The following is a 25,089-nucleotide window of genomic DNA, read 5'->3' as shown; positions in this document are numbered from 1 at the left end:
AGCCTTGAATCAGTCATCTGGTGATTTGGGAATCCACTTTGTCCACACTACCTAGCCTGGTACCAATGCGCAAATGAGCCGCCATTCGGAGTGCCGTAGGCAGCGTCACCGTAGAGCCCGCCGGGCAAACAGCCTTGGCTGAGACGATTTTGCGTCATGAAGTTAGGCACAGCCTGCGCACCGACGCGCGTAGGGCCGGGATCACGGGTACACAGTTGCTTGCCCGTACGCGAGCGATTGTCGTCTTCGCCAAAATGCTCCCAGATCAAGTTGGCGTTAAACCGATCACTCGGCTCCCACGCCGCTGACAGACGTGTGGAGTACAGATCCCGACCATTCACCTTGGTATCAAGGAAGGTGTTGTGATCGAAGCCTTCCCGCTTGGTCATCGACCCCGCCGCTCGCACCCAGAAGGTCTCAGTCAGCGGGATATTGACCATCATCTGGCCGCGCACGGAGCCGTAGTTGCCCGCCTCGGCCTTTAGCATGGCGTCGAAATCCGGCCCCGGCAGATTCGGGATCATATTGACCACGCCCGCCGTGGCGTTCCGGCCATAGAGGGTCCCCTGCGGCCCGCGCAGGACCTCAACCCGGTTCACGTCCAAGTATTCTTGCTCGAACAGGCGATTTCGGATCAAGGGGGTGTTGTTGAAACTGACCGCCACCGCCGGATCGGAAGACGCCGAAATCGCCTTGGTCCCGATCCCACGGATCGAGAAGTTGTACATGCTGAAGTTGCCTTTGGAGAAGCTGACGTTCGGGATGGCCCGCATCAGCTCGGAGCCCCCCTCAATCTTCATCGCGTCCAGGGTCTCGGCCGAGAAAGCGGACACCGCGATCGGCACGTCCTGGATGGATTCTTCGCGCTTCTGAGCGGTGACGATGATGTCGTCGACCGCCGTCGCCCCTGCGTCAGGGGCAGTCTGGGCCAGGGCGGGCGCCCCGATACACAGCGCCAACAGCGATACGGTTGCAGCCAGCCGTGCATGAACGACGGATGTCGCCATTTGAGAACCCTCCCCAGGGTGCGGCCCGTTCCCCAACGGGTTCCGCAACGTTTCCACGCCGCCGAATAATTCCGCGAGCCGGGGCGGCGCCGGCAGCGGTTAGCCTCAGACGATCACGCTACTCACCTATCTGTCAATACATATTAACACACGTGTTCGCCAAAGAAACTCTCGTTTCATACTGACACTCATGTTAGCTGTGTGACAGCAGCGGAGCTATAGGTATGGACGCGGACGTCATCGTGGTGGGCGGAGGACTGGCCGGACTGGTCGCCGCCAATGAACTGGTTCAGGCGGGCAAGCGGGTGGCGCTGGTCGATCAGGAGAATCCTGCCAATCTGGGCGGCCAGGCCTTCTGGTCGTTCGGCGGACTGTTCCTGGTCAACTCGCCGGAGCAGCGGAAGCTGGGCGTACGCGACAGCGTCGACCTGGCCTGGCGGGACTGGCGCGGCAGCGCGGGCTGGGACCGGCTGGCCGGGCCGCTGGCCGAGGATGAGTGGGCGGTGCAGTGGGGACGTGCCTATGTCGAGTTCGCCGCCGGCGAGAAGCGCGCCTGGTTGAAACAGCATGGCATCAGCCTGACCCCCATGGTCGGTTGGGCCGAACGCGGCGGGGGGCAGGCCTTCGGCCACGGCAATTCCGTGCCGCGCTTTCACGTCGCCTGGGGCACGGGAACGGGCGTGTCCGAGCCCTTCGCCGACCGCGCACGAGCGGCGGCGAAGGATGGGCGGCTGACCTTCCACCACCGTCGCCGGGTCGATCAACTGCTGGTCGAGGGCGGCCGCGTCACAGGCGTGGCGGGCGCGATCCTGGCCGCCGACGCGGCGCCGCGCGGTGCGGCCTCGAACCGCAACGTGGTCGGCGACTTCACCCTGAGAGCACAGGCCGTCGTTCTGGCCTCGGGCGGCATCGGCGGCGACCATGACAAGGTGCGCCGCTTCTGGCCCGAGCGGCTGGGATCGCCGCCGAAGTCGATGATCACCGGCGTCCCCGCCTATGTCGACGGGCGCATGCTGGACATTGCGGGCCAAGCCGGGGGCCGGCTCGTGAACCGCGACCGTATGTGGCACTACGTCGAGGGGGTGCAGAACTGGGACCCTATCTGGCCCCGGCACGCCATCCGCATCCTGCCCGGGCCGTCGCCGCTGTGGCTGGACGCCCTGGGGCGGAGGCTGCCCGCGCCCGCCCTGCCCGGTCACGACACCATGGCGACGCTGAAGCATCTGCGGACCACGCCAGACCTGGCCGAACACGACCACTCCTGGTTCATCGTCACCCAGAAGATCATCGAGAAGGAGTTCGCCCTGTCGGGCTCCGAGCAGAACCTCGACATCACCGAGCGCAAGCTGCTGAAGGTGCTGATGTCGCGGCTGGGCAGGGGCGCGCCGCCCGCCGTCGACGCCTTCAAGCACAAGGGCGCCGACTTCGTCTTCGCCGACGATCTGGAGACCCTGGTGGCCAGGATGAACGCCCTGACCGAACGGCCCCTGCTGGACCCGGCTCTGGTTCGTCAGCAGGTCGAGGACCGCGACGCCCAGATGGCCAATCCCTACACCAAGGATTTTCAGGCCATGAGTATCCACAACAGCCGCCGCTACCTCGGCGACAGGCTGGCGCGGACGGCGACGCCGCACCGGCTGCTGGACCCCAAGGCCGGGCCGCTGATCGGGGTCAGGCTGCACGTCCTGACTCGCAAGTCGCTGGGCGGGCTGCAAACCGATCTGTCGAGCCAGGTGCTGAAGGCGGACGGGACGCCGTTCGAGGGACTATACGCCGCAGGCGAGGCTGCGGGCTTCGGCGGCGGCGGATTACATGGTTACAATGCGCTGGAAGGCACCTTCCTGGGCGGGTGCATCTTCTCGGGCCGGGCGGCGGGGCGCGCTCTCGCTGGTCGGGTCTGAGGTTTCTCGGGGGAGAATGACGTCATGGATTCGCCATTGGCCATGATCGGCCTGCCGGTCGCCCTGGGCGTCATCATGTTCGGCCTGGGGCTGGACCTGACGCCCGGCGACTTCGCCCGCATCGGCAAGCGGCCCAAGGCGGTCGCCCTGGCCCTGGCTTGTCAGCTGCTGCTTCTGCCCGCCGTCTGTTTCGGCCTGGTGCTGCTGTTCCGCCTGCCGCCGGTTCTGGCGGTAGGGATGATGCTGCTGGCGGCCTCGCCCGGCGGGACCACGGCCAATCTCTACAGCCATCTGTTCCGGGGCGATGTGGCCCTGAACATCAGCCTGACCGCGATCAACTCGGTCATCGCCGTCCTGACCCTGCCGGTGATCGTCAACCTGTCGATCGCCTGGTTCCAGCCGGGCGACATGACGGTGGGGCTGCAATTGAAGAAGACCATCGAGGTCTTCATGATCGTGCTGGCGCCCGTCTGTCTGGGCATGCTGGTGCGCGGCTTCAAGCCCGGTTTCGCCCGCGCCATGGACAAGCCGGTCCGGCTGGCCTCGGTCGTCATCCTGACCCTGGTGATCGCCGGGGCGGTCGTGTCCAACTTCGCGGTGCTGAAGGACGACTTCATCGCCCTGGCCGGCATTGTCGTCAGCTTCTGCATTCTCAGCCTGGGCATTGGCTTCATCGTCCCGCGCCTGTTCCGCATCAACCGCGAACAGTCGATCGCCAGCGCCTTCGAGGTCGGGCTGCACAACGCCACCCTGGCCATCGTCATCGCCGAGTCGGTGCTGGCGGTGCCGGACATGTCTCTGCCCGCCGCTGTCTATGGGGTGCTGATGTTCCCGCTGGCGGCGGTGTTCGGCCTGCTGATCTCGCGTAAGGGCGCGCGCAGGGCAGCCGCAGTCGAGACCTGAACCCCTACGCGGGGTGGCCTCGGCGAGGTTCCCGACTAAAGTCCGGCCTCAACGACCACCGCCGAGAAGCCGATGTCCCTGCCGCACGCCCTGCTGACCGCCCTGACCGAGCATCCCGGTTCGGGGTCCGATCTGGCCGGCCGATTTGACCGCTCCATCGGCTACTTCTGGCAGGCGACGCATCAACAGATCTATCGTGAACTGGCCCGGCTGGAGGCCGCCGGATGGATCGAGGCCCTGCCGACCGAAGGGGGTCGCGGGCGCAAGCGCAGGTACAGGGTATTGCCGGCTGGGCGCGGTGAACTGGAACGCTGGGTCGCAGAACGCCAAGGCGTCCTGCCGATCCGTGACGAACTGATGGTGCGGTTGCGCGCCGAAGCCGTCGTCGGCCCGACCGACCTGATCGAGACCCTGGAGCAGTTGGCGGCGCAGCACCGCCAGAAGCTGGCGACCTATCAGGCCATCGAGGCCCGCGACTTCCCGCACGCCCCGACCGCCAGGGGCCAGAAACTGCAGCACCTCGTGCTCAAGGCTGGACTGACCTACGAAAGCCAGCGCATCGCCTTCTGTGAAGACGCCATCGCCATCCTGCGCGCCGACTAGCTTCACGGTTTGCAGCGCGCCGCTTCATAGCGTCATATGCCCCCAACACTAGTTCCTGGGGGTTTTCACATGAAACATCTGCTCGTCGGGCTGTCCGCCCTGTGCATCGCCACGCCTGCCCTGTCCCAATCGGTGGACCGGGTCGCCATCAACGGCATCATTGATCAAGGCCTGAACCACAGCGAGGTCATGCAGACCGCCGCCTATCTGACCGACCGGATCGGCGGGCGGATGACCAACTCGCCGCAGATGCGTCAGGCCGAGCAATGGAGCCAGCAGCGTTTCCGCGACTGGGGCCTGTCGAACGTCCGCGCCGAGGGCTTCGAGTTCGGCCGCGGCTGGTCCATCGTCCGCTCCAGCGCCCGCATGACGTCGCCACGGGCCATCGAACTGCGCGCCATTCCCGTGGCCTGGACGCCCTCGACCAACGGAACCATCAGCGCCGGCGTCATCGTCGCCCCGATCACCAAGGTCGAGGACTTCGACAAGTGGCGCGGCAAGCTGGCCGGCAAGATCGTCATGCTGTCCCTGCCCAACACCGGCTCAGAGCCGACCGAGCCGGCCTTCCGCCGCTGGACCGACGCCGAACTGCGCGACCGCAACACCTACGTCCAGCCGCAGCACAGTCACGTCCCCGTCGAACGTCAGCTCAAGATGGCGGAGTTCGCCGGCCGCCTCGACGCCTTCCTGGCCGAGGAAGGCGCCCTGGCCTGGGTGAAGATGTCCCAGCGCGACGGCGGCCTGCTGCACGGCACCGGCTACACCTATCAGGTCGGCGCCACGCCCAAGCTGCCGGGCATGGAGATCGCGGCCGAGGACTATCGCCGCCTCGCCCGCCTGGCCCTGACCGACACGCCGCCGACCCTGTCGCTGCTCAGCGAGGTCCAGTTCCACGACGAGGACGTCAACGCCTACAACATCCTGGCCGACATTCCCGGCACGGACCGCTCGGGCGAATACGTCATGGCCGGCGCCCACCTCGACAGCTGGGTCGCTTCGGACGGCGCCCAGGACAACGCGGCCGGCAGCGCCGTCGTCATGGAGGCCGCCCGCATCCTGTCGCAGATGAAGGTCAAGCCCAAGCGAACCATCCGCTTCGCCCTGTGGAACGGCGAAGAGCAGGGCATCCTGGGGTCGCTGGCCTATGTCGATCGCTACCTGGCCACGCGCGCGCCCGCGACGGACCCGGCCCTCGCCGCCCTGCCCAGCAACCGGACCTGGCGGAATCGCTGGCCGGTCGAGCCGCGCCCCGGCTATCGCGACCTGGTCGCCTATTTCAACCTGGACAACGGCTCGGGCAAGATCCGCGGTATCAACGCAGAGGGCAATGTCGCCGCCGCCCCGATCTTCCAGGAATGGCTGGCCCCGTTCGCCAGCATGGGCGCCACCACGGTTTCGCTGCGGCCCTCGGGCGGCACCGACCACGTCTATATGCAGACGGTGGGCGTGCCAGGGTATCAGTTCATCCAGGACCCGCTCGACTATTCCAGCCGCATCCACCACACCAGCATCGACAGCTATGACCACCTGAAGCCGGAGGACCTGCGTCAGGCGGCGGTGATCCTGGCCAGCTTCCTGCTGAACGCAGCCAACCGCGACGCCCCCCTGCCGCGCATGCCCCTGCCCACCCAGCCGACGCCGACCGATCCGTTCGAATACCCGGCGGCCGACTGAGATTGATCCCAAACGCAAAAACCCCGCAGCGGAAGCTGCGGGGTCCATGCCGCCGGTCCAGGGTTGGGAGAGAGCATCCGAATTTTACGGCTTGTCGGAACCGCCCTTCATGGGCGACGACGGAACGAAGTCTTCTCAAGGATCGCCCGCATGACGACCGCCCCCCTTTCGCTCAGCCACTGGATCAACGGCGAACGGGTCGCCGCCGACCGACCGGCCGAGAGCCTGAACCCGTCGGACGTGCGCGAGATCGTGGCGCGCACGCCCCAGGGCGGCGCGGCCGAGGTGGACGCCGCCGTGGCGGCTGCGAAGGCCGCCTTCCCGGCCTGGTCGGAGGCTTCGCCCGAAGTCCGCTCGGACGTGCTGGACCGAGCCGGAACCCTGTTGATGGAGCGTCGCGAGGCCGTCGGCGAACTGCTGTCGCGCGAGGAGGGGAAGACGCTGGCCGAGGGCATAGGCGAGACGGCCCGCGCCGCGCGCATCCTGAAGTATTTCGCCGGCGAGGCCCTGCGCCTGCACGGCCAGAACCTGGCCTCGACCCGGCCCGGCGTCGAGGTCCAGACCTATCGCCAGGCGGTCGGCGTCTATGGCCTGATCACCCCCTGGAACTTCCCCATCGCCATCCCGGCGTGGAAGGCGGCGCCGGCGCTCGCCTTCGGCAACACCGTGGTGCTCAAGCCCGCCGGCCACACGCCTGCGACCGCCGAGGCCCTGGTCGCCATCCTGCATGAAGCCGGCCTGCCTAAAGGCGTGCTGAACATGGTGGTCGGACGGGGAGACGTGGGTCAGGCCATCGTCGATCATGTCGATGTCGACGGGATCAGCTTCACGGGCTCGCAAGGGGTCGGCGCAGGCGTCGCCGCCGGGGCCGTGGCGCGTCAGGCGCGGGTGCAACTGGAGATGGGCGGCAAGAATCCGCTGATCGTGCTGGACGACGCGGATCTGGAACGCGCCGTCGCCATCGCACTGGACGGCAGCTTCTTCGCCACCGGCCAGCGCTGCACCGCCTCCAGCCGCCTGATCGTGCAGGATGGCATTCATGACCGCTTCGTCGCCCTGCTGGCTGAACGGGTTGCGGCGTTGCGCGTCGGCGGCGCGCTTGATCCCAACACCCAGATCGGCCCGGCGGTGTCCGAAGATCAGCGTGAAACCTCTTACCGCTATATCGACATCGCCCGTTCCGAGGGCGGTCGCATCGCGGCGGGCGGAGAACGGCTGACCCTCGATGCGCCCGGCTGGTACGTCCAGCCGACCCTGATCGCCGACACCGACGCCGCCTCGCGCATCAACAACGAGGAAGTCTTCGGGCCTGTCGCCTCGACGATACGGGTCAAGGACTACGAAGAAGCCCTGGCCGTCGCCAATGGCGCCGAGTTCGGCCTGTCGGCGGGCATCGTCACCCAGTCGCTGAAATACGCCCGCGACTTCCAGCGACGCGCCAAGGCGGGCATGACCATGGTCAACCTGCCGACCGCCGGGGTCGATTATCACGTGCCCTTCGGCGGCACGAAGAAGTCCAGCTACGGCGCGCGCGAACAGGGCTTCGCCGCCGCCGACTTCTTCACCCAGATCAAGACCAGCTACAGCGCAGGTTAAGCGCGCAGGGATCGCGGACCAGAGCGGAGCCGCGATCCCGCCCCCTCATTCCCAATCTCCGCCCACGGTAGACGGCCCCAGCCCTCCTGCCTCCTACAGGAGACAGGCTTGCGCTCGGCTGGCTCGCAGAGCTTGCCTCGCCCGCGCGTGAGGCGGCTTCCGACTGCCGCGAGCAGCCGAGCGTCCTGCTCTCAATCCTTAAGTTGAGCATTATTATATATAATAAGCGCCCAATGGCAGACTCACGGAAATTGATATCTATTATTTTCCATGAAATCGTTTGATCAGCGGCTGACGGCATAAATGATAGATAATTCAGAGACAGACGCACACGCCATCTACAACGCGCCCTTCATGGACCTGCTTTATCGGGCCCAGAGGGTGCACCGGGCTCACTTCGAACCCAGCACGATCCAGTGCTCCAAGCTGTTGTCCATCAAGACCGGCGGCTGCCCTGAGGACTGCTCCTATTGCTCGCAATCGGCGCGCTACGACTCGGAGCTGTCGGCGTCCAAGATGATGGAGGTCCAAAAGGTCCTGAATGAGGCGCGCAAGGCCAAGGCGGCGGGCGCCACGCGTTACTGCATGGGCGCCGCCTGGCGCTCGCCCAAGGCGCGCGACATGCCGGGCGTCCTGGCCATGGTCCGGGGCGTCAAGGAGATGGGTCTGGAGACCTGCATGACCCTGGGCATGCTCACAGACGATCAGGCGGCCCAGCTGCGCGAGGCGGGCCTCGACTACTACAACCACAACATCGACACCTCGGAGCGCTACTACGCCGAGGTCATCACCAGCCGCACCTTCGCCGACCGGCTGGACACGCTGGACCGCGTCCGCGCGGCGGGGATCAACGTCTGCTCGGGCGGCATCGTCGGCATGGGCGAGACCGCCGACGACCGCATCGACATGCTGCGCACCCTGGCCTCGCTGGAAGAGCCTCCGGAATCCGTGCCGATCAACATGCTGATGCCGATGAAGGGCACGCCGATGGCCGACATGGCCCCGCTGGACCCGATCGAGATGGTCCGCACCATCGCCACCGCCCGCATCCTGATGCCGCGCGCCTATGTTCGCCTGTCGGCCGGGCGTTCCGAAATGAGCGACGAACTGCAGGCCCTGTGCTTCTTCGCCGGCGCCAACTCCATCTTCGTCGGCGACACCCTGCTGACCGCCGACAACCCCGGCGAGGACAAGGACGCCCTGCTCTTCAACAAGCTGAACCTGCGCGCCGAGGTCGCCGAGGCCACGCCCTGCCCCAAGCCCGCTGAGGCGCGCGCTCAAGAGCAGGCCGCGTGATCCCACACCCGCGCCATCGGGCTCGACGCCCTGAACCGGGGCAGGCCTAGACCGCCCGCCCCAGATGGCGTTCGACCGTCGCCACCGCCGCCTTGACGTCCCGCATGCGGATCGCCGCCATCAGGGCGCGGTGATCGGCGTCGGGCCGGGGCCTCCATCGGTCCTTGTACTGCACCAGCATGTAGCGCGCGCCGTGCAGTTGCAGATTGCCGACGTCTTCGAGCAGCCTCGGCATGCCGCACGCCGCCATGGTGCCCAGGTGGAAGGCGCGGTTGGCCGCCTCCCAGTCATAGATGTTCTCCGCGGCGTCGCAGGTCAGACGCAGATCCTCCAGCCGCCCGATCTCGTCCTGGGTCAGGTTGGGCACCGAATGCATCAGGGCCAGCGGCTCCAGCGCTGCACGCATCAGCTTCACCTCGCGTTGCGCCGCCTGATCCAGAGGGGCGACCCTGACCCCGACATTCGGCTTGCTGACCGCCAGCCCCCTGGCGACAAGACGCAGAAACGCCTCGCGCACCGGGACATGGCTGACCTGAAACTCCTCCGCGACATGGTCCTGGCGCAGCTTGGCGTCCGGCGCGAGATCCCCGCGCACGATCCGAACCACAAGTTCGTCAGCAATCGCGTCCGGCGACAGACTATGTCTTTTGATGGTCACGTTAGCCTGGGCGACTGATTATCTATAATGCAGCCCTATATTTTTAGGCCCCGCCGCGCAACACAATGCAGGCCGGTCCGCTGAACGGACCGGCCTGTTGCTCGCTCAGGGACGCTGATCGTCGCTAGAACCGGATATTGAGACCCGCAACCACGCGGCGATCGGTCAGACCATTGTAGCAGAGCAGCGCATCGTCATTGATGCAGTACTCGTTGGCGTCTTCCCGCGTGAGGTTGATCGCCTCGATGCCGACGCTGGCCCAACGGTTGAACTCATAGTTGACGCTGGCATTGAGCTGGCCGCGGTCGTCGCTGATGCGCGGCACATCGAAGGCCGAGGTGAAGGCCTCGGTGTTGATGAAGTCCGAGCGCCACGTATAGCGCATCCGCGCGCTCAGCCCGCCCCGCTCATAGAAGACCGTCGCGTTGTAGGAATACTTGGACAGGTTCTCCAGCTCGACCAGGTCCTGGGGCAGAGGATTGAAGCCCAGATCCCGGGTCGTGTTGCGCGTCAGGCCGATGGTCCGGTAGCTGTCCACGTTTCCGCCGGTCTTCTGATAGGTGAAGTTGCCGATGAAGCCGAAGCCCGAAGCCCAACCCAGACGGTCCTCCCACTGGGACAGATCGTACTGGAACGCCGCTTCGACGCCGGTCTGGGTCGTCTCTCCATCGACGTTGAAGGTCGACGACAGAGGCACGCAGATGCCCGTCTGACCCTTGTCCGGATGGTTGACGTTGATGATGGCGATCGGGTTGTAGATGCCGCCGCCGGGGCAGGACGGATCACGGCTTCTGTTCACGACCCCGTCCACGGCATTGTCCGGAGGGCTTTCCGTGACGCTGGCGAACAGGTTGTCGCGCACCTTGTGGAAGACGCCCAGGCTGACCAGGCTGGACGGAGCGAAGTAGTATTCGGCCGAGAGGTCGAACGACAAGACCGTTTCAGGCTGCAGGTTGGGATTGCCCCGGTTGACCGCCGTGTTCTCGCTGGTGGCGAAGGTCACCGAGGACGACAGACGGTTGAAGTCGGGGCGGCGGATGTCGCGGGCGACGCCGGCGCGGAGGATGACGTCCTCGCGCGGTTCGGCGACCAGATTGAAGCGCGGCAGCCAGAACTCATAGGAGGTGTCAAACACCTCTCGCGTCGAGACTCCGCCGGTGGCGACCGTGTTGCCGACCGAGCTCAGATCCGTGCTGACATAGCGGACGCCCGCGTTGCCGCGCACCGGCACACCGAACGGCTCGGCGTCGAAATTCGCCTGCAAGTAGGCGGTGCTGGTGTCTTCGATGATTTCGAAGAAGGCGCTGGCCTGCGATGTCGGCGTGCCGATCAACGGGATGTTGGAGCCGTTGGCCGCATTGCTGGCGGCGATCGCGGCGTTGAACCCCGCCAGCGTTCCCGCAGGATCGCGGAAGGCGCGGGCGCCGTCGATGATCAGGAAGTCAGAGAAATACAGACGCCGGTCATCGGCCGCGTTGAAATTGTTCGGTCCCGCGGTCAGCAGGTTCGAGAAGCGATCACCGCTCGGCCGGAAGAAGGACGAAGTGATGTTGGTGAAGTTCGTCGTCCCGGTGACGTTGTCGTTCAGCGCGCTCGTCTCGTTCCAGCGCAGGCCGGCGTCGACCGAGGTGATGAAGGGCAGGATGCCGTCCGTGGCGTAGGAAACGTCCAGGCGAACCGCCTTCTCCTCATTCTCGCGGATGCTGCGTCCCTGGGCCACTTGGTGCAGGCGGTAGTTGGCCGGGTCCAGCAACTGGGCTGCGGTGGGCGTGGAGGCCTGACCCTGGGCGATGCCGAATTGCAGCGTCCCGTCGCGCAGATCGAACTCAATCGGCACGCCGTTGGCCAGCGACACGCCCTGGACCGGCTGAGGTCCGTTGGGATTGACGAATTCCAGCGTCGTATTGAAGCTCGGCAGGACCGAGTCCGAGGTCGACAGCGACGCCTGGCCGCTGAGCGACAGGCGATCATGATGCCATTCGCCGCCCAGGGCGAACACCCGGCTCTCGGTCAGGCGCGAGCCGGTATCGCTGGTGGTCCGCAGATAGGGCGCCAGGTTGCCGTCCGTGCGGGGCAGGATGACGCCCGACTGCACGGCCTGGACCGAGCCCAGGTCGATGACGCCGTTCGGTCCCTGAACCTTGCCCAGGTTGACCGTCTCGAACGAGGTGTTCGTCGTATTGTCGACCACGCCGTTGTCCGACACCGTCGAGATCTGGACCGTCGAGCTCTGCTCGGCGCGCTGCTGGTCATTCAGCGTCACGTCGAAATAGAATTTCAGGTTATCCCTGGGTTTCCACTCAGCCGAACCTGCGAAATTCTTGGTCTCATATTCAAAATTATCCAGGTCCTGGTTGAAGAACTGGATGCGCAGGAAGGGGAAGGCCTCGGCGCTCGCCCGGCCGGAGGTCGGCGTGACGACGGCGTCGCGGTCGACGCGCGGCCGGAAGGCGGCGACATCCTGCTCGGCGTAGCTGAAGCTGCCGACTAAACCGAACTGACCGAAATCCGTGTCCCAGCGCTTGCCCATCGTGCCCGAGTATCGTGGGGTCAGGGTATCGGACAGGTCGCTGTATTCCGACTGCGCGCGGAAGGCGATCAGGGGTTCTTTCAGATCCAGCGGACGGATCGTCCGCAGGTTGATGGTGCCGCCCACCGAGCCTTCGATGGTCTTGGCTTCGGGCACCTTGATGACCTCGACCGAACTGATCATCGAGGCAGCCAGATCGTCGAAGCTGATGCCCGAACGTCCCGAGCCCGACCCGACGGTGGAGACCCCGTTGATCTCGACCCGGTTCGCGTCCGTGCCGCGAATCTGCACGCCGCGTCCGACGCCCGCCTCGCGGGTGATCTGGATGCCGGTGACGTTCTCAAGCACCTCGGCCAGATTCTGATCCGGCAGCTTGCCGATGTCCTCGGCCTCGATGACCTCGACCAGATTATCCGCCTTGCGCTTCTGCGACAGCGCGTTCTGCAGCGACGCCCGGATGCCGGTGACGACGATCTCGTCGACCTGGGTGGCCGCCTCGTCCTGCCCCGTTTCGGCGTTTTGAGCGAACGCCGGGGCGGCGATCATCATCGCCGTCGTCGTCAGCAGAATGGTCGTCAGTCGCTTGCCGGACCTCGAACGAGCCCCGGCATCCCCAAAGTGCCTCATGCGTGCCTCCCAGCCGCGTTTCTTTTTGTTGGCTGAACGCTGGATTGGCCCTACCCATCTGTCAACCCATTTTCAGACCAGATGCTGACGATTTTATAGACCAATAGACCGGACCACTTGGATCATTTGTCCATACCAGCCTATCACGCAGCCGACGCCGCCCCCGCCGGTCGCGCGTTGAAACCCGCTCCTGTCAGAGCGCTCGCCTCAGCGGCTGCCGCCGCGCTCCCCGCGGATCAGCGCCTCGATCTCGGCCAGGTCCGTCTCGGCGTTGTCGCCGGGCGTGGTCATGGCCAGGGCGCCGTGGGCGGCCGCCAGCTCCACCGCCTGCTGGGCGCTATCGCCGGCCATGAGCCCGTGGATGAGGCCCGAGGCGAAGGCGTCGCCGCCCCCGACGCGATCCAGGATCTCCAGATCAGGCCGAGCGACGGAGACGTGCCGTTCGTTTCGTTCGTGGAAGACGCCCTGCCAGCCGTTGACGCTGGCGCTCTTCGGATCGCGCAGGGTGTAGGCGACGCCCCTGAGATGCGGAAAGGCCTCGAAGGCCATCTGCGCCGCCTTGGACGGCGGCCCCGGATCGGTGGGCCAGGCCCGCCGCCCGACCTCTTCGCTGACCAGACCCAGGCAGGCGGCCAGCCCCCGGTCGTCGGCGAAGACCAGGTCGCATTCGGCCACGATCGCCCGATTGACCGCGCGCAGGACCTCAGGGTCCGGGTGACTGCGCCACAGGCTCTCGCGATAGTTGAGGTCATAGGACACGGTGACGCCGAGACGCCGCGCCGCCCGCACGGCCGCGAGGGCCGTCTGCGCCGTCTGCGCCGACAGGGCCGCGAAGACACCGCCCGTGTGCAGCCAGCGCGCCCCGGTCGCCCCCAGAAGGTCGTCCCAGTCGAAGGCCTGCGGATCAAGCGCCGAGGCCGCCGAATGGGCCCGGTCGGACACCCCCTGGGGCGGGCGCACGCCGAAGCCGCGCTCGGTGAAGTTGAGCCCCATCCGCGCCTCGCGTCCGACGCCGTCGTAGTCGCGCCAGACGATGGCGCCGACGTCCACGCGCGCCTGAGCGATCAGGCTTTCGGCCAGGAAGCCCAGGGGGTTGCGTGGCAGGGCCGTCAGCACCGCTGTCGGTCGTCGAAAGGTCCGACTGAGCCCGCGCGCGACGTTATACTCGCCGCCGCCCTCCCAGACGTCGAAGGCGCGGGCGCTGCGAATCCGCCCTTCGCCCGGGTCGAAACGCAGCATCACCTCGCCGAGAGCGGCCAGGTCCCAGCGCTTGGCGCCGCCGCCAGGCGGCGCCCATGACGTCTTCGCCCCGCTCATCGGGCGTCACATCCGAACAGCGACAGATCGACCGCCTCGGCCATCAGGCGATAGCCCTCGTCATTGGGGTGCAGCCTGTCAGGACGGGCGGCGTCGGCGCGGAAGGCTTCGGGATCGGCCGGATCGCGGACGGCCGCGTCGAAATCCACGACCCCGTCGAAAGCGTCCCCGTCACGAATGAAGGCGTTAAGGGTCCGGCGTGTCTCGGACGACGGGGCGTCGTAGCGCTCCGACCCTTTGAACGGCGTCAGGGTTCCGGCGACCACCTTCACCTCATGATCGTGCAGACGGGCGACAAACTGGCGATAGCCCTGGACCATGTCCGCCGCGTTTCGGCCCGGCTTGGCGGGGTCGCCGCCGTGCCGGATGTCGTTGATGCCTTCCAGCAGGATGACGTAGTCGATCTGGGGCAGGGCCAGGAGGTCCCGGTCCAGGCGCACCAGAGCCGAATGGGACCGGCCGTGGTCCAGCAGCTTGTTGCCGCTGATGCCCTGGTTCAGCACCACGAAACGGCCGGGGCAGGTCGCCTCGAAACGGCGCGCCAGCACACTGGGCCAGTCGCGCTCGGCCCCCAGGGTCGCGGTCGCGCCCTCGGTGATGGAATCGCCGAAGGCCGCCACGACCGTCGGCGCCGCGTCACGTTCGCCATAGACGGCGGAGATCACATTCTGGCGGTAATCCAGATCGACCTCGTCGCCAGGCGTGTCCGGCCCCTCCCCCACCCTGACGACCGTGCGGCGCACGGCCGGGCGGGTCGGATCGGGAAAGCGCAGGCTGACCGAGACTTGAGAGAAAGCCGGCGCCTCCAGGGCGAGCGGGTCGCTGATCAGGACGGAGCCGACCGGGATCACCACCTCGCTGCGTCCGTCAAAGAGAACCGGCGCCGCCTCCGGCGCGCCCTGAAGACCCAGCCGCATGTCGGCCACGCGCAGCGGCGCATCACCCAGTTCGTTGCTGACGCGCAGCCGCAGCGCGCGCACCGAGGCGCCGAGGCGCATGTCCTGGCGGACGGTCTGCCCCGCGAACTGCACGGGCGCCTCGGGCGTCCCGTCCTTGCGGTCGGGCGCGGGCGAGGCGGTCCAGACCGGGCTCCAGACCTGAGCCGAGGCCGTTCCCGCGGCCCCCAGGGCGGCGAACGCGAGCGCCAGGACGGTCGCAAGACCGCGTCGAGCGCGACGCGGGGCGGACGGTTGAACAGGCGTCGAACAGATCATGTCAGGGCCTCGAAGGAGAACAGGTGTCGGGAGCGAAGACGTCGGCGTCGATCGCCTCGGCCATCAGGCGATGGCCTTCGTCGTTGGGGTGGTAGCCGTCTTCGCGGTGCGCGCCCGCCCGGATGCGGCCGGGCCGGACCGGATCGTCGAGCGCCGCCTCGAAATCGATGACGCCGTCGAAGATCGCGCCCTGGCGGATCAGGGCGTTGAGCGAGCGGCGCTTGTCGTCCGTCGTCGGGCCGGGAATGGCGGGCTCGGCCACGGGCGAGGCCAGGATGGGCGTCAGCACCCCGCCGATGACCTTGATGTGATGGGACTGCAGCGCCTGCGCAGCCTGGCGATACCCGGCGGCGACCTCGTCCACCCCGGCGCCGGGGCGGTCGCGCGCCGGGCCCTTCTGGCGAACATCGTTGAGCCCGGCCATCAGCACCACATGGGTGACGCCGGGCATGGCCAGAACGTCGCGCTCCAGCCGCGACACGAGCGAGGGCGACCGCCCGTGCGAGGCCACCATATTGCCGCCGATACCGGCGTTCACGACCACAAAGGCGCCGGGACAGGCGTCTTCCAGACGGCGGCCCAACTGATGCGGCCAGGCCCGGTGAGCGCCGAGGGTCGTCGAACCGCCCTCGGTGATGGAATCGCCGACGGCGACGATGACGGCGGCAGGAGCGCTCGGCCGCTCGGCCAGCACCGCCGAGACCACGCCCTGCCCTCGCAGAAGCGGCGCGTCGTCGGCGGGAGCGCCGTCGCCCGCCGCGAGCCGCACAGGACCCAAACGGACGGCGGGCCGGGTCTCTTCGGGCAGATAGGCGCTGACCACGAGTTCCGCATAGGCGGGAACCGCCAAGGCCAGCGGATCGCTGAGCGCGAAGCCGCCGGGCGGAATGGCCAAATGGGTCGCGCCGCCAAACCGCAGGGGTCGCGCGGCCTCGCCCTTCAGTCCCGCCTCGGCGCGGCCGATGACCAGCGGCGCTTCGCCCAGTTCATTGCTGAACCGGACGCGCACCGCCGTCGCCGCCGACGCCATCAGCAGATCCTGCCGCAGAGTGACGTTTCGCAGCAACGACGGCGCCCCATTGGCGGCGGCCTCGTTCCGCCACGGCATGGGCGAAGCCAGCCAGGACGGAACCCAGACCTGGGCCGCTGCGACGGCGGGCGCGCCCAGCGCCACGCTCAGGCTGACGAGCAGCGCCGCCAGGGGCCGCGCCGGTCTGCGTCGTAAGAAAGGGGCGCCCGCCATCGCTTGCCTCAGGCTCAGGAGAAGTAGGTGCCGCCGTTCACGTCGACATTGGCGCCGGTCATGAACCCTGCTGCATCCGACGCCAGGAAGACGGCGACGTCGGCAGCCTCTCCCGGACGGCCTTCACGGCGCAGCGGCGTGCCGTTGGCCACGGCCTGACGCACCTCGGGCTTGGTGAAGTCGTCGTGGAAGCGGGTCGAGATCATGCCGCAGCACAGGGCGTTGACGCGGATTCCCTTGGGACCCAACTCCTTGGCCATGGCGCGGGTGAAGGTCATCACCGCCGCCTTGGACGCCGCATAGAGTGAGGCGCCGGGGCCGCCGCCGTCACGCCCCGCCTGGGAGGCGAAGTTCACGATGGCCGCACCTTCCGACATGTGCGGCACGACCGCTCGCGTCGTCAGGAAGGTCGAACGGAAGTTTACGTCCATGACCTGGTCGAAGAAGGCGTCGTCGATCTCCAGCAGCGGCTTGCGCGCCACCATGCCGCCGGCGGTGTTGATCAGAATGTCGATGTTCGAGCCAAAGGCAGCCTGGGCGGCCGACACCAGACCGTCGACGCCCTCAGGCGTGGTGACGTCGGCGCGATGCAGGATGGCGGTTCCGCCAGCGGCCTTGATCATGCCCAGCGTCTCTTCCGCGCTGGCGGCGTCGTTGGCGTAGTTGACCACGACCCTGGCGCCTTCCGCCGCCAGCTTCAGCGACACTTCGCGTCCGATGTCGCGCCCGCCGCCTGTGACGATGGCCACCTTGTTGTTGAGTTTCATCTCGCTCTTGGTCCTTGGAAAGCAAAGTGATGGGTGAAGGGGATCAGCCGCGCGTCGACGAGACGTCGACCTTCTCGATCCGGCCGGTCACGACCCAGATCGCGACCAGGGAGAGCGGCACGAGCGCGGCCACCAGGATGAACATGGGGGCGTAGGAAACCTTGGTCATGACCGGCACCAGCCAGGTGGTGATCAGGGTCCCGGCCACGGCCGCCATGCCGCCGACGCCCGCCAGGGAGCCGACCGACTTGCCGTGGAAGACGTCGCCCGGCAGCGTCTGGATATTGCCGATGGCGACCTGGAAGCCGAACAGAACGGCGGCGATGGTCAAGACGGCGACCGTGGGATCATGGGCGAGCACCGCGCCCAGCAGGGCCGGCGCCATGATCAGGCAGCCCAGGGTGATGACCCACTTGCGAGCGCGGTCGATTGAACGACCCGAGGCGATCAGACGTCCCGACAGCCAGCCGCCGAACAGGCTGCCCAGCATGGCGCCGACGAAAGGCACCCAGGCGAAGATGCCGATCTGCTTAATGTCGAAGGAAAAGGTCTCGGCCAGGTAGATCGGCAGCCAGGAGACGAACAGCCACCAGATCGGATCGAGGAAGAAACGCGCCAGGACAATGCCCCAGCTCTGCCGATGCGACATCATCTGCTTCAGGCTGAGCGCCTGGACGGGCTCGGCCTCGGGCGCAGCCGCCTCGGCCGTGGCGTCCAGAATCAGGGCGCGCTCGGCGGCGTTGACCCAGGGGTGCTTGTCCGGCCCGGCGCGATAGATCACCAGCCAGGGCAGGACCCAGATGAAGCCCAGGGCGCCGACCAGCAGGAAGGTGCCCTTCCAGCCCAGCGTCAGGAAGAGGAAGGCGATCAGGGGCGCCGAGACGATGGCGCCGATCGAGGCCCCGGCGTTGAAGATGCCCTGGGCCAGGGCCCGCTCCTTGGGCGGAAACCACTCGGCGTTGGCCTTAACCGCGCCGGGCCAGGCGCCGGCTTCGCTGACGCCCAGCATGGCGCGGAAGATGCTGAAGGAGGCGATGCTGCTGGCCGTGGCGTGCAGGGCGATGGAGATCGACCAGAGGCCGATCGACCAGGCAAAGCCCAGGCGCGTGCCGATGCGGTCGAACAGCCGTCCGAAGGCGAACTGGCCCGCCGCGTAGAAGAGCATGAAGATGGTGACCAGAAGGGCGTAGTCCTCCTTGGTCGCGCCGATCTCGCCGGCGATCTCGGGCCACATCACCGCCAGGGCGTTGCGGTCGATGTAGTTGATCACTGTGGCCACGGCGATCATGGCGATGATGGCCCACCGGACGGCGGATCTCTTTTGCATGTCTGCTCCTCCCCTTATCGGGCCGGTCGCGCGCGGCGCCGGCCTCTCTATTGATCCAGTCGCGCCCAGGGCCCGGTCCAACGCCAGGTCCGGCCGTTGGCCGTGACGGCGTGCGCGGCGCGGGGCGACGGATCGTCGGCCACGCCCAGAACCACCGTCTTGCCCGAGGCGAGGGTTACGACGACCACCTCGGCGTCGGCGCCCCGGACGCTGCGCAGGTCACGGATGGCGCTGTCGGCGCCGACCACGGTCTCGGCCCGGCCGTCATAGCGGCCGTGCGGCTCGAGCACGCCGACGAAGGTCGCGTCCTTCTGGCCGTCAGCCCGCAGGATCAGGGCCGGCTCGCGGCGCAGGTTGAAGTCCGGGTCGTTGGCGCCGCTCTCGGCCAGGATGGCCTGGGCCGGCACGCTCGAGGCGAAGCGCCAGGTGTAGAAGCGGCCGTCCAGCAGCCAGGTCAGGGTGCGGCTGTCCTGCGAAGGCTGGGAAACGGCGTCGACCCACAGGTGCTGATAGCCGTCAGCCGCGCCGAGAACCGGGCGTGCCGCCACCGCGCGCTCAGCCTCGAAGCCCAGCTTCATGATGTGGCCGTTGTAGTGCAGCGGCAGGTCGTAGCGCGCCCGGCGCTCGCCGGAGACGCGCAGCAGGTCGATGACGACGGGCCGCTCCAGCTCCGGGTGCTCGACCAGGGCCTGGGTGCGCGTGAACGTCACCCCGTCATAGGCCCCCACCTGACGCGCCGAGAAGATCTGCGTTCCCTCAACGTTGTCGAAGAAGAGCACCTGAGGCGGATGGTTTTGACCTGTCTGCCACTCGCCGCCGAACTGGTTGCGCTCGTTCACCACCAGGGTGTTGTGCGCGACCGTCGCCTTGGCCCAACTGTTGTTCTCGGGCAGGTAGACGCCCCCGGCCTTGGCCTCGATATTGAGGAAGCGCGCGGCGCCGTAGTCCGTCACCACGGTCTGACCGTTGTCGTAGAAGAGCCAGTTCAGCTTGTCGAAATGGCCATGACCCATGCCCATGGCGGTCGCCTTCTGGACCAGGGCCTGACCGTCCTCGCCGCCCGCACGCAGGATCGCCAGCGCGCCATGCGTCCCGTCCGGGCCGTCGCTCAGCAACACCGAACGGAAGGCGTAGGGCCGCGCCGCGCCCGAGGCCGCCGCCTCCGCCACCTTCAAGCCCTCCGGCGACAGGAGGGTCCGCCCCTGCCGCTGGGCGATGGACAGCAGGCCGGCGTCCTGGGTGCGCGCGTAGACGGAGGCCACGCCCGTCACCAGTTCCTCGGTGTCCAGTCCCTTGTCGAGGATGGCGTCGTTGATCGGGATGAAATAGCCGCCGTAGCTGGACTGGATCAGCGTATCCACGGCCTTGAGCAGGACCCCGTCACGGCGCTGGAAGATGCCGCGTCCCGGCTCGTTCCGGTCGATGGCGCCCGCGAAGATGATGAAGGGCGCCAGGGCGTAGCGCTGGTAATAGGGTCCCTCTTCGTAATAGCCGTCGGGCGAGAAGAGCTGGTCGATCTGGGTCAGGAAGCCGGCCGAACCGTCCTTCTTCAGCCCCGTCAGCGCCTTGTCGGACAGGTCGCGATCCCGCAGCACGTAGCCGGTCATGCCGACGCCGGCGACGGCCCAGGTGGCGTGGTTATGGATGCGCTCGAAATTCTCGGGCGTCTCTGCCGACAGGAAGCCGGCCATGCGACGGAAGACGTCGTCGTCGATACGGCGACGCTCCTCGGCGGTCAGGGTTTCGCGGATCGCGTCATAGCCCTGGACCGAATAGACGAGCCAGACCGAGTCGTTCAGCGTCTGCCAGAACAGCCGGCCCGGGATCTGCCCGCGGCCCGCCGGATGCGCCCCCAGCGTCGGATAGAGCTTGGCGTATTCGAGCAGCAGGTCGCGGGCGAAGTCGGCGTAGGCCTTGTCGCCCGTCAGGCGATACAGAGCCCCGGCGTTGTAGATGGCCTGATAGTTCCGCTTGTGCTGCTCGTGGGTGAAACCGCCGCCGGGATCGCGCGGCGTGGGCACGTTCACGCCCTGGGCCATGGCGGCGCGGACCAGGCTCTCGACCCGCGCGCGCTCGACGGCGAACAGGGGATAGGCGGACCCGGCCTCGGCCATCCGACGCCACTCCTGGGGCGTGGTCAGCACAGGCCCGGTCTCAGCCGAGGCCGCGGCGATGACCGGCGGCGTGGAGGCGGTCGCCGCCTGGGCGCTCAGGGCGCCGCCAGCGAGAAGAAGAGCCGTCAGAGGCAGGGCGCGCAGCATCAGAATTCCTCCGTCGCCGCGATGGGCGCGATGTCGGTTTGCATCTCAGGCGTGCGGATCAGGCGGTTCCCGGCCACGGCCAGCACCGGCTCGCCGACGCGGTGAGAGAAGGCGACCGCGCCGCTGTCCGTCAGGATGTTGTCAACCAGTTCCGCGTGCTGGACGCCGCGCATCAGGATCGACGGTTGGTCTGCTGAGCCGACACGATCAAGGCTCGCGCCCCTGATCACCAGGCGCGGCCCGAAGGTGCTTTCGTCCGTTCCGCCGCGATAGAGATCAACGAGCGAGCCGCCGATGCGCCGGAAGGCGCCGCCTTCGATCTGCACCAGTTCGGCGTTGTAGGTGCCCCGATCATCCGTCTCGGCGGCGGCCGAAATCACCGATCCGGTGATGTTCTCGACCCGCACGTCGCGCAGCAGGACGCGGTCGGCCATGCCCCCCTTGCCCAGGGCGATCAGGTTGAAACCGCGATTGACCGTCAGATCGCGGACCTCGACGTCCTCCAGCACCAGATCGAAGTTCGCCGCGCTGGAGCCGGGCGCCACGCGGATGACCGCGTTGCCGGTCTCATCGGGGGCGTCAGCGCCGCTCACTGTCAGACCCGCCAGCTTCAGCGAGCCGCCCTTGGCCACCTCGAACAGCGAGGGCCTGGAAAACGCAATCTCGACCTGGCCCTGGCCAGAGCCGCGCACCGTCAGCGGCGCGCCGACCGTCAGAGTCCTATCAACCGCATAGCGGCCTGGCGCCAGCACCAGGACGTCGCCCGGACGAGCGGCGGCAACGGCGGCCGCCAGCGCGCCCTCAGTAGGATCAACGGCGATCTCGGCGCCCTGGTCCAGGCGCACGGCCTGAACGTCCTTGGGATACCAGGCGACACCCGTCTCCGCGCGCGGGATCATGACCAGATCGGGCGAGGCGCCTGCGCCTTGCGGCGTTTCGGGAACCAGCAGACCGCTCGCGCCGCGCACCAGGGCGACGTCTCGCGACTGGACGTTGTCGGTAAAGGCGACGCCTGACAGGTCGCCCAACCTCCGCATCGGCTCGCGCCCGTCCGGGTTGACGATCAGGTTGTGCGAAAATCGGCTGTTGATCGGCGGTGCCGAGCGCTCGGCGTCCATGCCCGCGCCCAGAAAGAGGCTGCGCGCATTGATGATGGTGTTGTTCTCGATCACCGCGCCGACGACCTGATGGTAGCGGTTGATCGGGGAATCGGGGACGCCGTGCATCACGCTCAGCGCGGCGGTGAAGCCGTCGCCGGTGATGCCCTCCATATAGTTGTTCCGCACCGTCTGGTTGCGGTTGATGACGCGGATACCGCCCGTATGCGGCTTGCCCCCGCCGAGGAAGACATTGTTCTCGACCAGGTTGCCGTCGCCGTGGCGCAGGACCATGGACCCGCGAGAGCGATAGAAGACGTTGCCGCGATAAGTGTTGCCGCCCGACTTGTTCGAGACGATCTCGACCTCGCCGTCGGCGCCCTCGAACCAGTTGTTTTCGACCACGGTATGGGAGGCCGACAGGGAATCGGCGCTGGTCCCCACCCGCATCGTCTCGCCGCCATTGGAGCCCAGGTTGGGGCGGGGGCCGAAATAGTTGTGGTCGATGCGGTGCCGATTATCGAGGCCCTGCTGCTCGTCGCGCACGACGACCAGGGTCGTGCCGACATTGGTCTTGCCGGTCAGGTGATTGTGGTCAAAGCGGTTGTCGTGGCCATACAGCGCCACCCAATTGTCCGACGTGGCTCGATCCGGCTTGTTGTAACCGTCGATCACCAGGCCGGTGACGCGGCTGTCCACGGCGCGATGCTCCTTGGAGCGGCGGAAGGACACCACCTCCCCCGTCGGCGACCAGCCGTCCCGGAAGACCAGGTTGGACACCAGCAGATGACGGCCCGCCAGCCTGAGATTGGATTGGCCCGACAACACCACCCCGCCCGGCGTCTCGGCCGTCAGGGTGATGGGCTGGCCCGCCCGGCCCTCGCCCTCGAACAGGATCTGGAAGTCGCGCCACACCCCGTCCTTAAAGACAATGGTGTCGCCAGGCCTGACGCCGCTAAGAGCCTGCTGATATTCGGCCGGCGTGGCCACCAGGGTCGACGTCTGGGCGGACACCGCTCCGGCCCACAGCAAGGCGGTCGCAAGCGCCAATCTCGACAACATGATGACCTCCCCCTCCGATCCGCTTTGGCGCGGACCTGTTCGCGGCTTTGGACCCGCTGAGGAAAGCTATCAGGGCGCCGACCAAAGGCAACCGCCTGGTCGGAAGAAAATAAATAAATTTGCAGACCAGTTGGTCTAGACGGAATGAGTGCTGATCAGGAAACGCTCGCGGCTGGCGGCCATCTGGCGTTCCAGGGCCTGCAGAGCCGAGGCCGCGCTGGCGTCCAGCATGGCGGCGAGCAGACGGTTAAAGTGGGTGCGCATGGCGCGCCGGGCCGCAGCCGGATCGCGCGCCTTAAGGGCGTTGAGGATAGCCGCGTGCTCCTCCACCCGCGAGGAGTCGTCGATCTCGCAAACGGCCTGGTGAGCGGCGCTGACCGCGGGCTGCTCGGTGCGCATGCGCCACAGCGTCTCGATGGTGTGCAAGACCGCGGCATTGTTGGCGGAGGCGGCGATGAGCCGATGGAACTCGCGATCAGCCGCGTCGGGGTCCAACTCCGGATTCGTCCCGCCCATCGCCTCGACGAGGTAGTCCAGTCGGGCCAGGGCCTCGTCAGTGATGACCGAGGCCGCCAGGGCCGCCGCCTCCGATTCGAACAGGGAGCGCGCCTCCGTGACCTCGAAAGGGCTTACCGACGGCAGGGCGTCCGCCTTCTGGGGCGTCGAGCAGACAAAGACGCCCGACCCGGTCTTGATCGCCAACTTCCCCTGAGCCTGAAGCGCCACCTCGGCTTCGCGCACGGTCACGCGGCTGACGCCGAACCGCTCGGCCAGCTCGCGCTCGCCAGGAAGCTTGGCCCCAGGCCCGAAGCCCTCATCAGCGATGAGCTGAAGAATCTGATCGGCGACCGCATGGAAAAGGCGTTTCTGGCTCATGCCGCCAGCTTAAACGAACCGCAGCGTCTGGCCAATCGGTCTGACGCACCCCAGCGCCCTCCGAACATCGTCATATAGAGAGGCTGATCAGTCCCGGTGAGGCTCAGCCGGAACGGTCGTGCAGCGAATCTCCCCAACGCCTTTGAATATGCAGGTCGATTCGCTGCCTGCGCCCACACGGTGCACGCCGGTGACCGCGCCCGTGGACACCAGGGTTCCAGGCCTCAGGGGGCGGCCCTGCCGGGCGCAGTGCTCCAACAGGAAGCGCACCGATTCCAGCGCCCCGCCCGCCAGCGACAGCGAGCCGCCTCGCCCGACGCTGACGCCGTCGATGACGGTCTCAACCTCGATGCCGTCCAGACGCTCGCGCCAGTTTGTCAGTTCGACGCCGATCACCAGGCCGAGGTTGTTGCCGAAGTCCGAGGCCACGGCCAAGGGCCCGAGATCATTGATGGCGGACAGAGGACTGCCCGACCACTCTACACCGATGAAGATCGCCTCGACCTGATCCGCCGCCGCTTCCAACGTCCATTCGGTGCGGCTCGGGTCGACGTCCGGACCGATCCGGGCGACGAATTCAGCCTCGATCGCCGCAAAGCCACCCTCAATAACCGGCAGCAGCGTCGGCGCCTCACCGGCCGCCCACAGGCTGTCGGCGAAGACCGCGCCAGCCAAGCGGTGGGCGCCCAGCGTCGCCTGCAGAGCAGACGGCACGCCCCCCACCTTCCAGCCGACCGGCTGGCCGGAACGCAGGCGAATGGCCGCCTCCTGAATTGCATAGGCGCGCGCGAGATCGGCCGGCATGGGTCCGGGATAGGCGTTCAGCGGCTTGGCGGCGCGGCGAGCGGCGACGAAAGCCTCGGCAATGGCCTTTTCGCCAGGAGTGACCAAGAGCATCTTTTCATCATCCCCCTGAAGCTCGCTCAAACCGAACATAGGCGCCCCATAAACAAGCCGGCTAGTTTTCAAAGGAGGAGCCCGAAGTCAATTCAGACGCCCGCTGCCCCCTGGACAAGAGCCGTCACTCACGTCGCTCATTTCGCTGCCTTTTAGGTCGAAAGCGAGGTGGGCGAGCCTGGACAGCAAAAACCCCCGCAGTTTTGGCTGCGGGGGTTTTTGTGATGCTTGGG

The 25,089-nt window shown here is 67.2% G+C and carries 18 protein-coding genes; 6 read left to right on the top strand and 12 right to left on the bottom strand.

Features of this window, described 5'->3' with window-relative positions:
* Nucleotides 1-47 precede the first annotated feature (47 nt).
* Nucleotides 48-1,007 (bottom strand): TonB-dependent receptor, encoded by a 960-nt coding sequence (locus DXK21_RS14205; RefSeq protein ID WP_245945226.1) that lies wholly within the window; start codon nucleotides 1,005-1,007, stop codon nucleotides 48-50.
* A 224-nt stretch (nucleotides 1,008-1,231) separates the two neighbouring features.
* On the opposite strand from DXK21_RS14205, the gene DXK21_RS14200 reads away from it, so the two are divergent.
* From DXK21_RS14200 to bioB, 6 genes are all read left to right on the top strand, one after another.
* Nucleotides 1,232-2,908, top strand: a complete 1,677-nt coding sequence (locus tag DXK21_RS14200) for an FAD-binding dehydrogenase (RefSeq protein ID WP_114818433.1) — start codon at nucleotides 1,232-1,234, stop codon at nucleotides 2,906-2,908.
* A 24-nt stretch (nucleotides 2,909-2,932) separates the two neighbouring features.
* Entirely contained in the window at nucleotides 2,933-3,811 is an 879-nt protein-coding gene (locus DXK21_RS14195) for a bile acid:sodium symporter family protein (protein ID WP_114818432.1), read from the top strand.
* Between the two features lie 72 nt (nucleotides 3,812-3,883).
* On the top strand, nucleotides 3,884-4,414 hold the full coding sequence (locus DXK21_RS14190; RefSeq protein ID WP_114818431.1) for a PadR family transcriptional regulator: 531 nt from the start codon (nucleotides 3,884-3,886) through the stop codon (nucleotides 4,412-4,414).
* Between the two features lie 69 nt (nucleotides 4,415-4,483).
* Nucleotides 4,484-6,088 carry a M20/M25/M40 family metallo-hydrolase gene (locus DXK21_RS14185; protein WP_114818430.1) on the top strand — a complete coding sequence of 535 codons (1,605 nt, stop codon included), beginning with the start codon at nucleotides 4,484-4,486 and terminating at the stop codon, nucleotides 6,086-6,088.
* 150 nt (nucleotides 6,089-6,238) lie between these two features.
* The gene (locus DXK21_RS14180; RefSeq protein ID WP_114818429.1) at nucleotides 6,239-7,684 is read left to right on the top strand and encodes an aldehyde dehydrogenase family protein; all 1,446 of its coding nucleotides are present in this window, start codon (nucleotides 6,239-6,241) and stop codon (nucleotides 7,682-7,684) included.
* Nucleotides 7,685-7,987: 303 nt separating this feature from the next.
* Nucleotides 7,988-8,980: a biotin synthase BioB gene (gene bioB, locus DXK21_RS14175; protein WP_114818428.1), complete on the top strand. Its 993-nt coding sequence runs from the start codon at nucleotides 7,988-7,990 to the stop codon at nucleotides 8,978-8,980.
* Nucleotides 8,981-9,026: 46 nt separating this feature from the next.
* On the opposite strand, the gene DXK21_RS14170 is transcribed toward bioB, so the two are convergent.
* From DXK21_RS14170 to DXK21_RS14120, 11 genes are all read right to left on the bottom strand, one after another.
* Nucleotides 9,027-9,638, bottom strand: a complete 612-nt coding sequence (locus DXK21_RS14170) for a GntR family transcriptional regulator (protein WP_211306046.1) — start codon at nucleotides 9,636-9,638, stop codon at nucleotides 9,027-9,029.
* A gap of 124 nt (nucleotides 9,639-9,762) precedes the next feature.
* On the bottom strand, nucleotides 9,763-12,795 hold the full coding sequence (locus tag DXK21_RS14165) for a TonB-dependent receptor (protein WP_114818427.1): 3,033 nt from the start codon (nucleotides 12,793-12,795) through the stop codon (nucleotides 9,763-9,765).
* 207 nt (nucleotides 12,796-13,002) lie between these two features.
* Complete coding sequence (locus DXK21_RS14160; protein ID WP_114818426.1) at nucleotides 13,003-14,112, bottom strand: sugar kinase; 1,110 nt, start codon at nucleotides 14,110-14,112, stop codon at nucleotides 13,003-13,005.
* Nucleotides 14,109-15,326, bottom strand: a complete 1,218-nt coding sequence (locus DXK21_RS14155; RefSeq protein WP_114818425.1) for a GDSL-type esterase/lipase family protein — start codon at nucleotides 15,324-15,326, stop codon at nucleotides 14,109-14,111. Before DXK21_RS14155 ends, DXK21_RS14160 begins: the two co-directional genes overlap by 4 nt.
* A gap of 1 nt (nucleotide 15,327) precedes the next feature.
* Entirely contained in the window at nucleotides 15,328-16,569 is a 1,242-nt protein-coding gene (locus tag DXK21_RS14150; RefSeq protein ID WP_114818424.1) for a GDSL-type esterase/lipase family protein, read from the bottom strand.
* 14 nt (nucleotides 16,570-16,583) lie between these two features.
* Nucleotides 16,584-17,336 carry an SDR family NAD(P)-dependent oxidoreductase gene (locus tag DXK21_RS14145; RefSeq protein WP_114818423.1) on the bottom strand — a complete coding sequence of 251 codons (753 nt, stop codon included), beginning with the start codon at nucleotides 17,334-17,336 and terminating at the stop codon, nucleotides 16,584-16,586.
* Nucleotides 17,337-17,379: 43 nt separating this feature from the next.
* On the bottom strand, nucleotides 17,380-18,663 hold the full coding sequence (locus DXK21_RS14140; RefSeq protein ID WP_114818422.1) for an MFS transporter: 1,284 nt from the start codon (nucleotides 18,661-18,663) through the stop codon (nucleotides 17,380-17,382).
* 47 nt (nucleotides 18,664-18,710) lie between these two features.
* Nucleotides 18,711-20,924: an alginate lyase family protein gene (locus tag DXK21_RS14135; protein WP_114818421.1), complete on the bottom strand. Its 2,214-nt coding sequence runs from the start codon at nucleotides 20,922-20,924 to the stop codon at nucleotides 18,711-18,713.
* Complete coding sequence (locus tag DXK21_RS14130) at nucleotides 20,924-23,083, bottom strand: polysaccharide lyase 6 family protein (RefSeq protein ID WP_114818420.1); 2,160 nt, start codon at nucleotides 23,081-23,083, stop codon at nucleotides 20,924-20,926. Before DXK21_RS14130 ends, DXK21_RS14135 begins: the two co-directional genes overlap by 1 nt.
* Nucleotides 23,084-23,218: 135 nt before the next feature.
* Entirely contained in the window at nucleotides 23,219-23,959 is a 741-nt protein-coding gene (locus DXK21_RS14125) for a FadR/GntR family transcriptional regulator (RefSeq protein WP_114818419.1), read from the bottom strand.
* Between the two features lie 87 nt (nucleotides 23,960-24,046).
* The gene (locus tag DXK21_RS14120; RefSeq protein WP_162790699.1) at nucleotides 24,047-24,856 is read right to left on the bottom strand and encodes a 2-keto-4-pentenoate hydratase; all 810 of its coding nucleotides are present in this window, start codon (nucleotides 24,854-24,856) and stop codon (nucleotides 24,047-24,049) included.
* Nucleotides 24,857-25,089 lie beyond the last annotated feature (233 nt).

It is taken from the genome of Brevundimonas bullata, assembly GCF_003350205.1.
Taxonomy (GTDB): domain Bacteria; phylum Pseudomonadota; class Alphaproteobacteria; order Caulobacterales; family Caulobacteraceae; genus Brevundimonas; species Brevundimonas bullata.
This window is presented reverse-complemented; position numbering and strand designations above follow the sequence as displayed.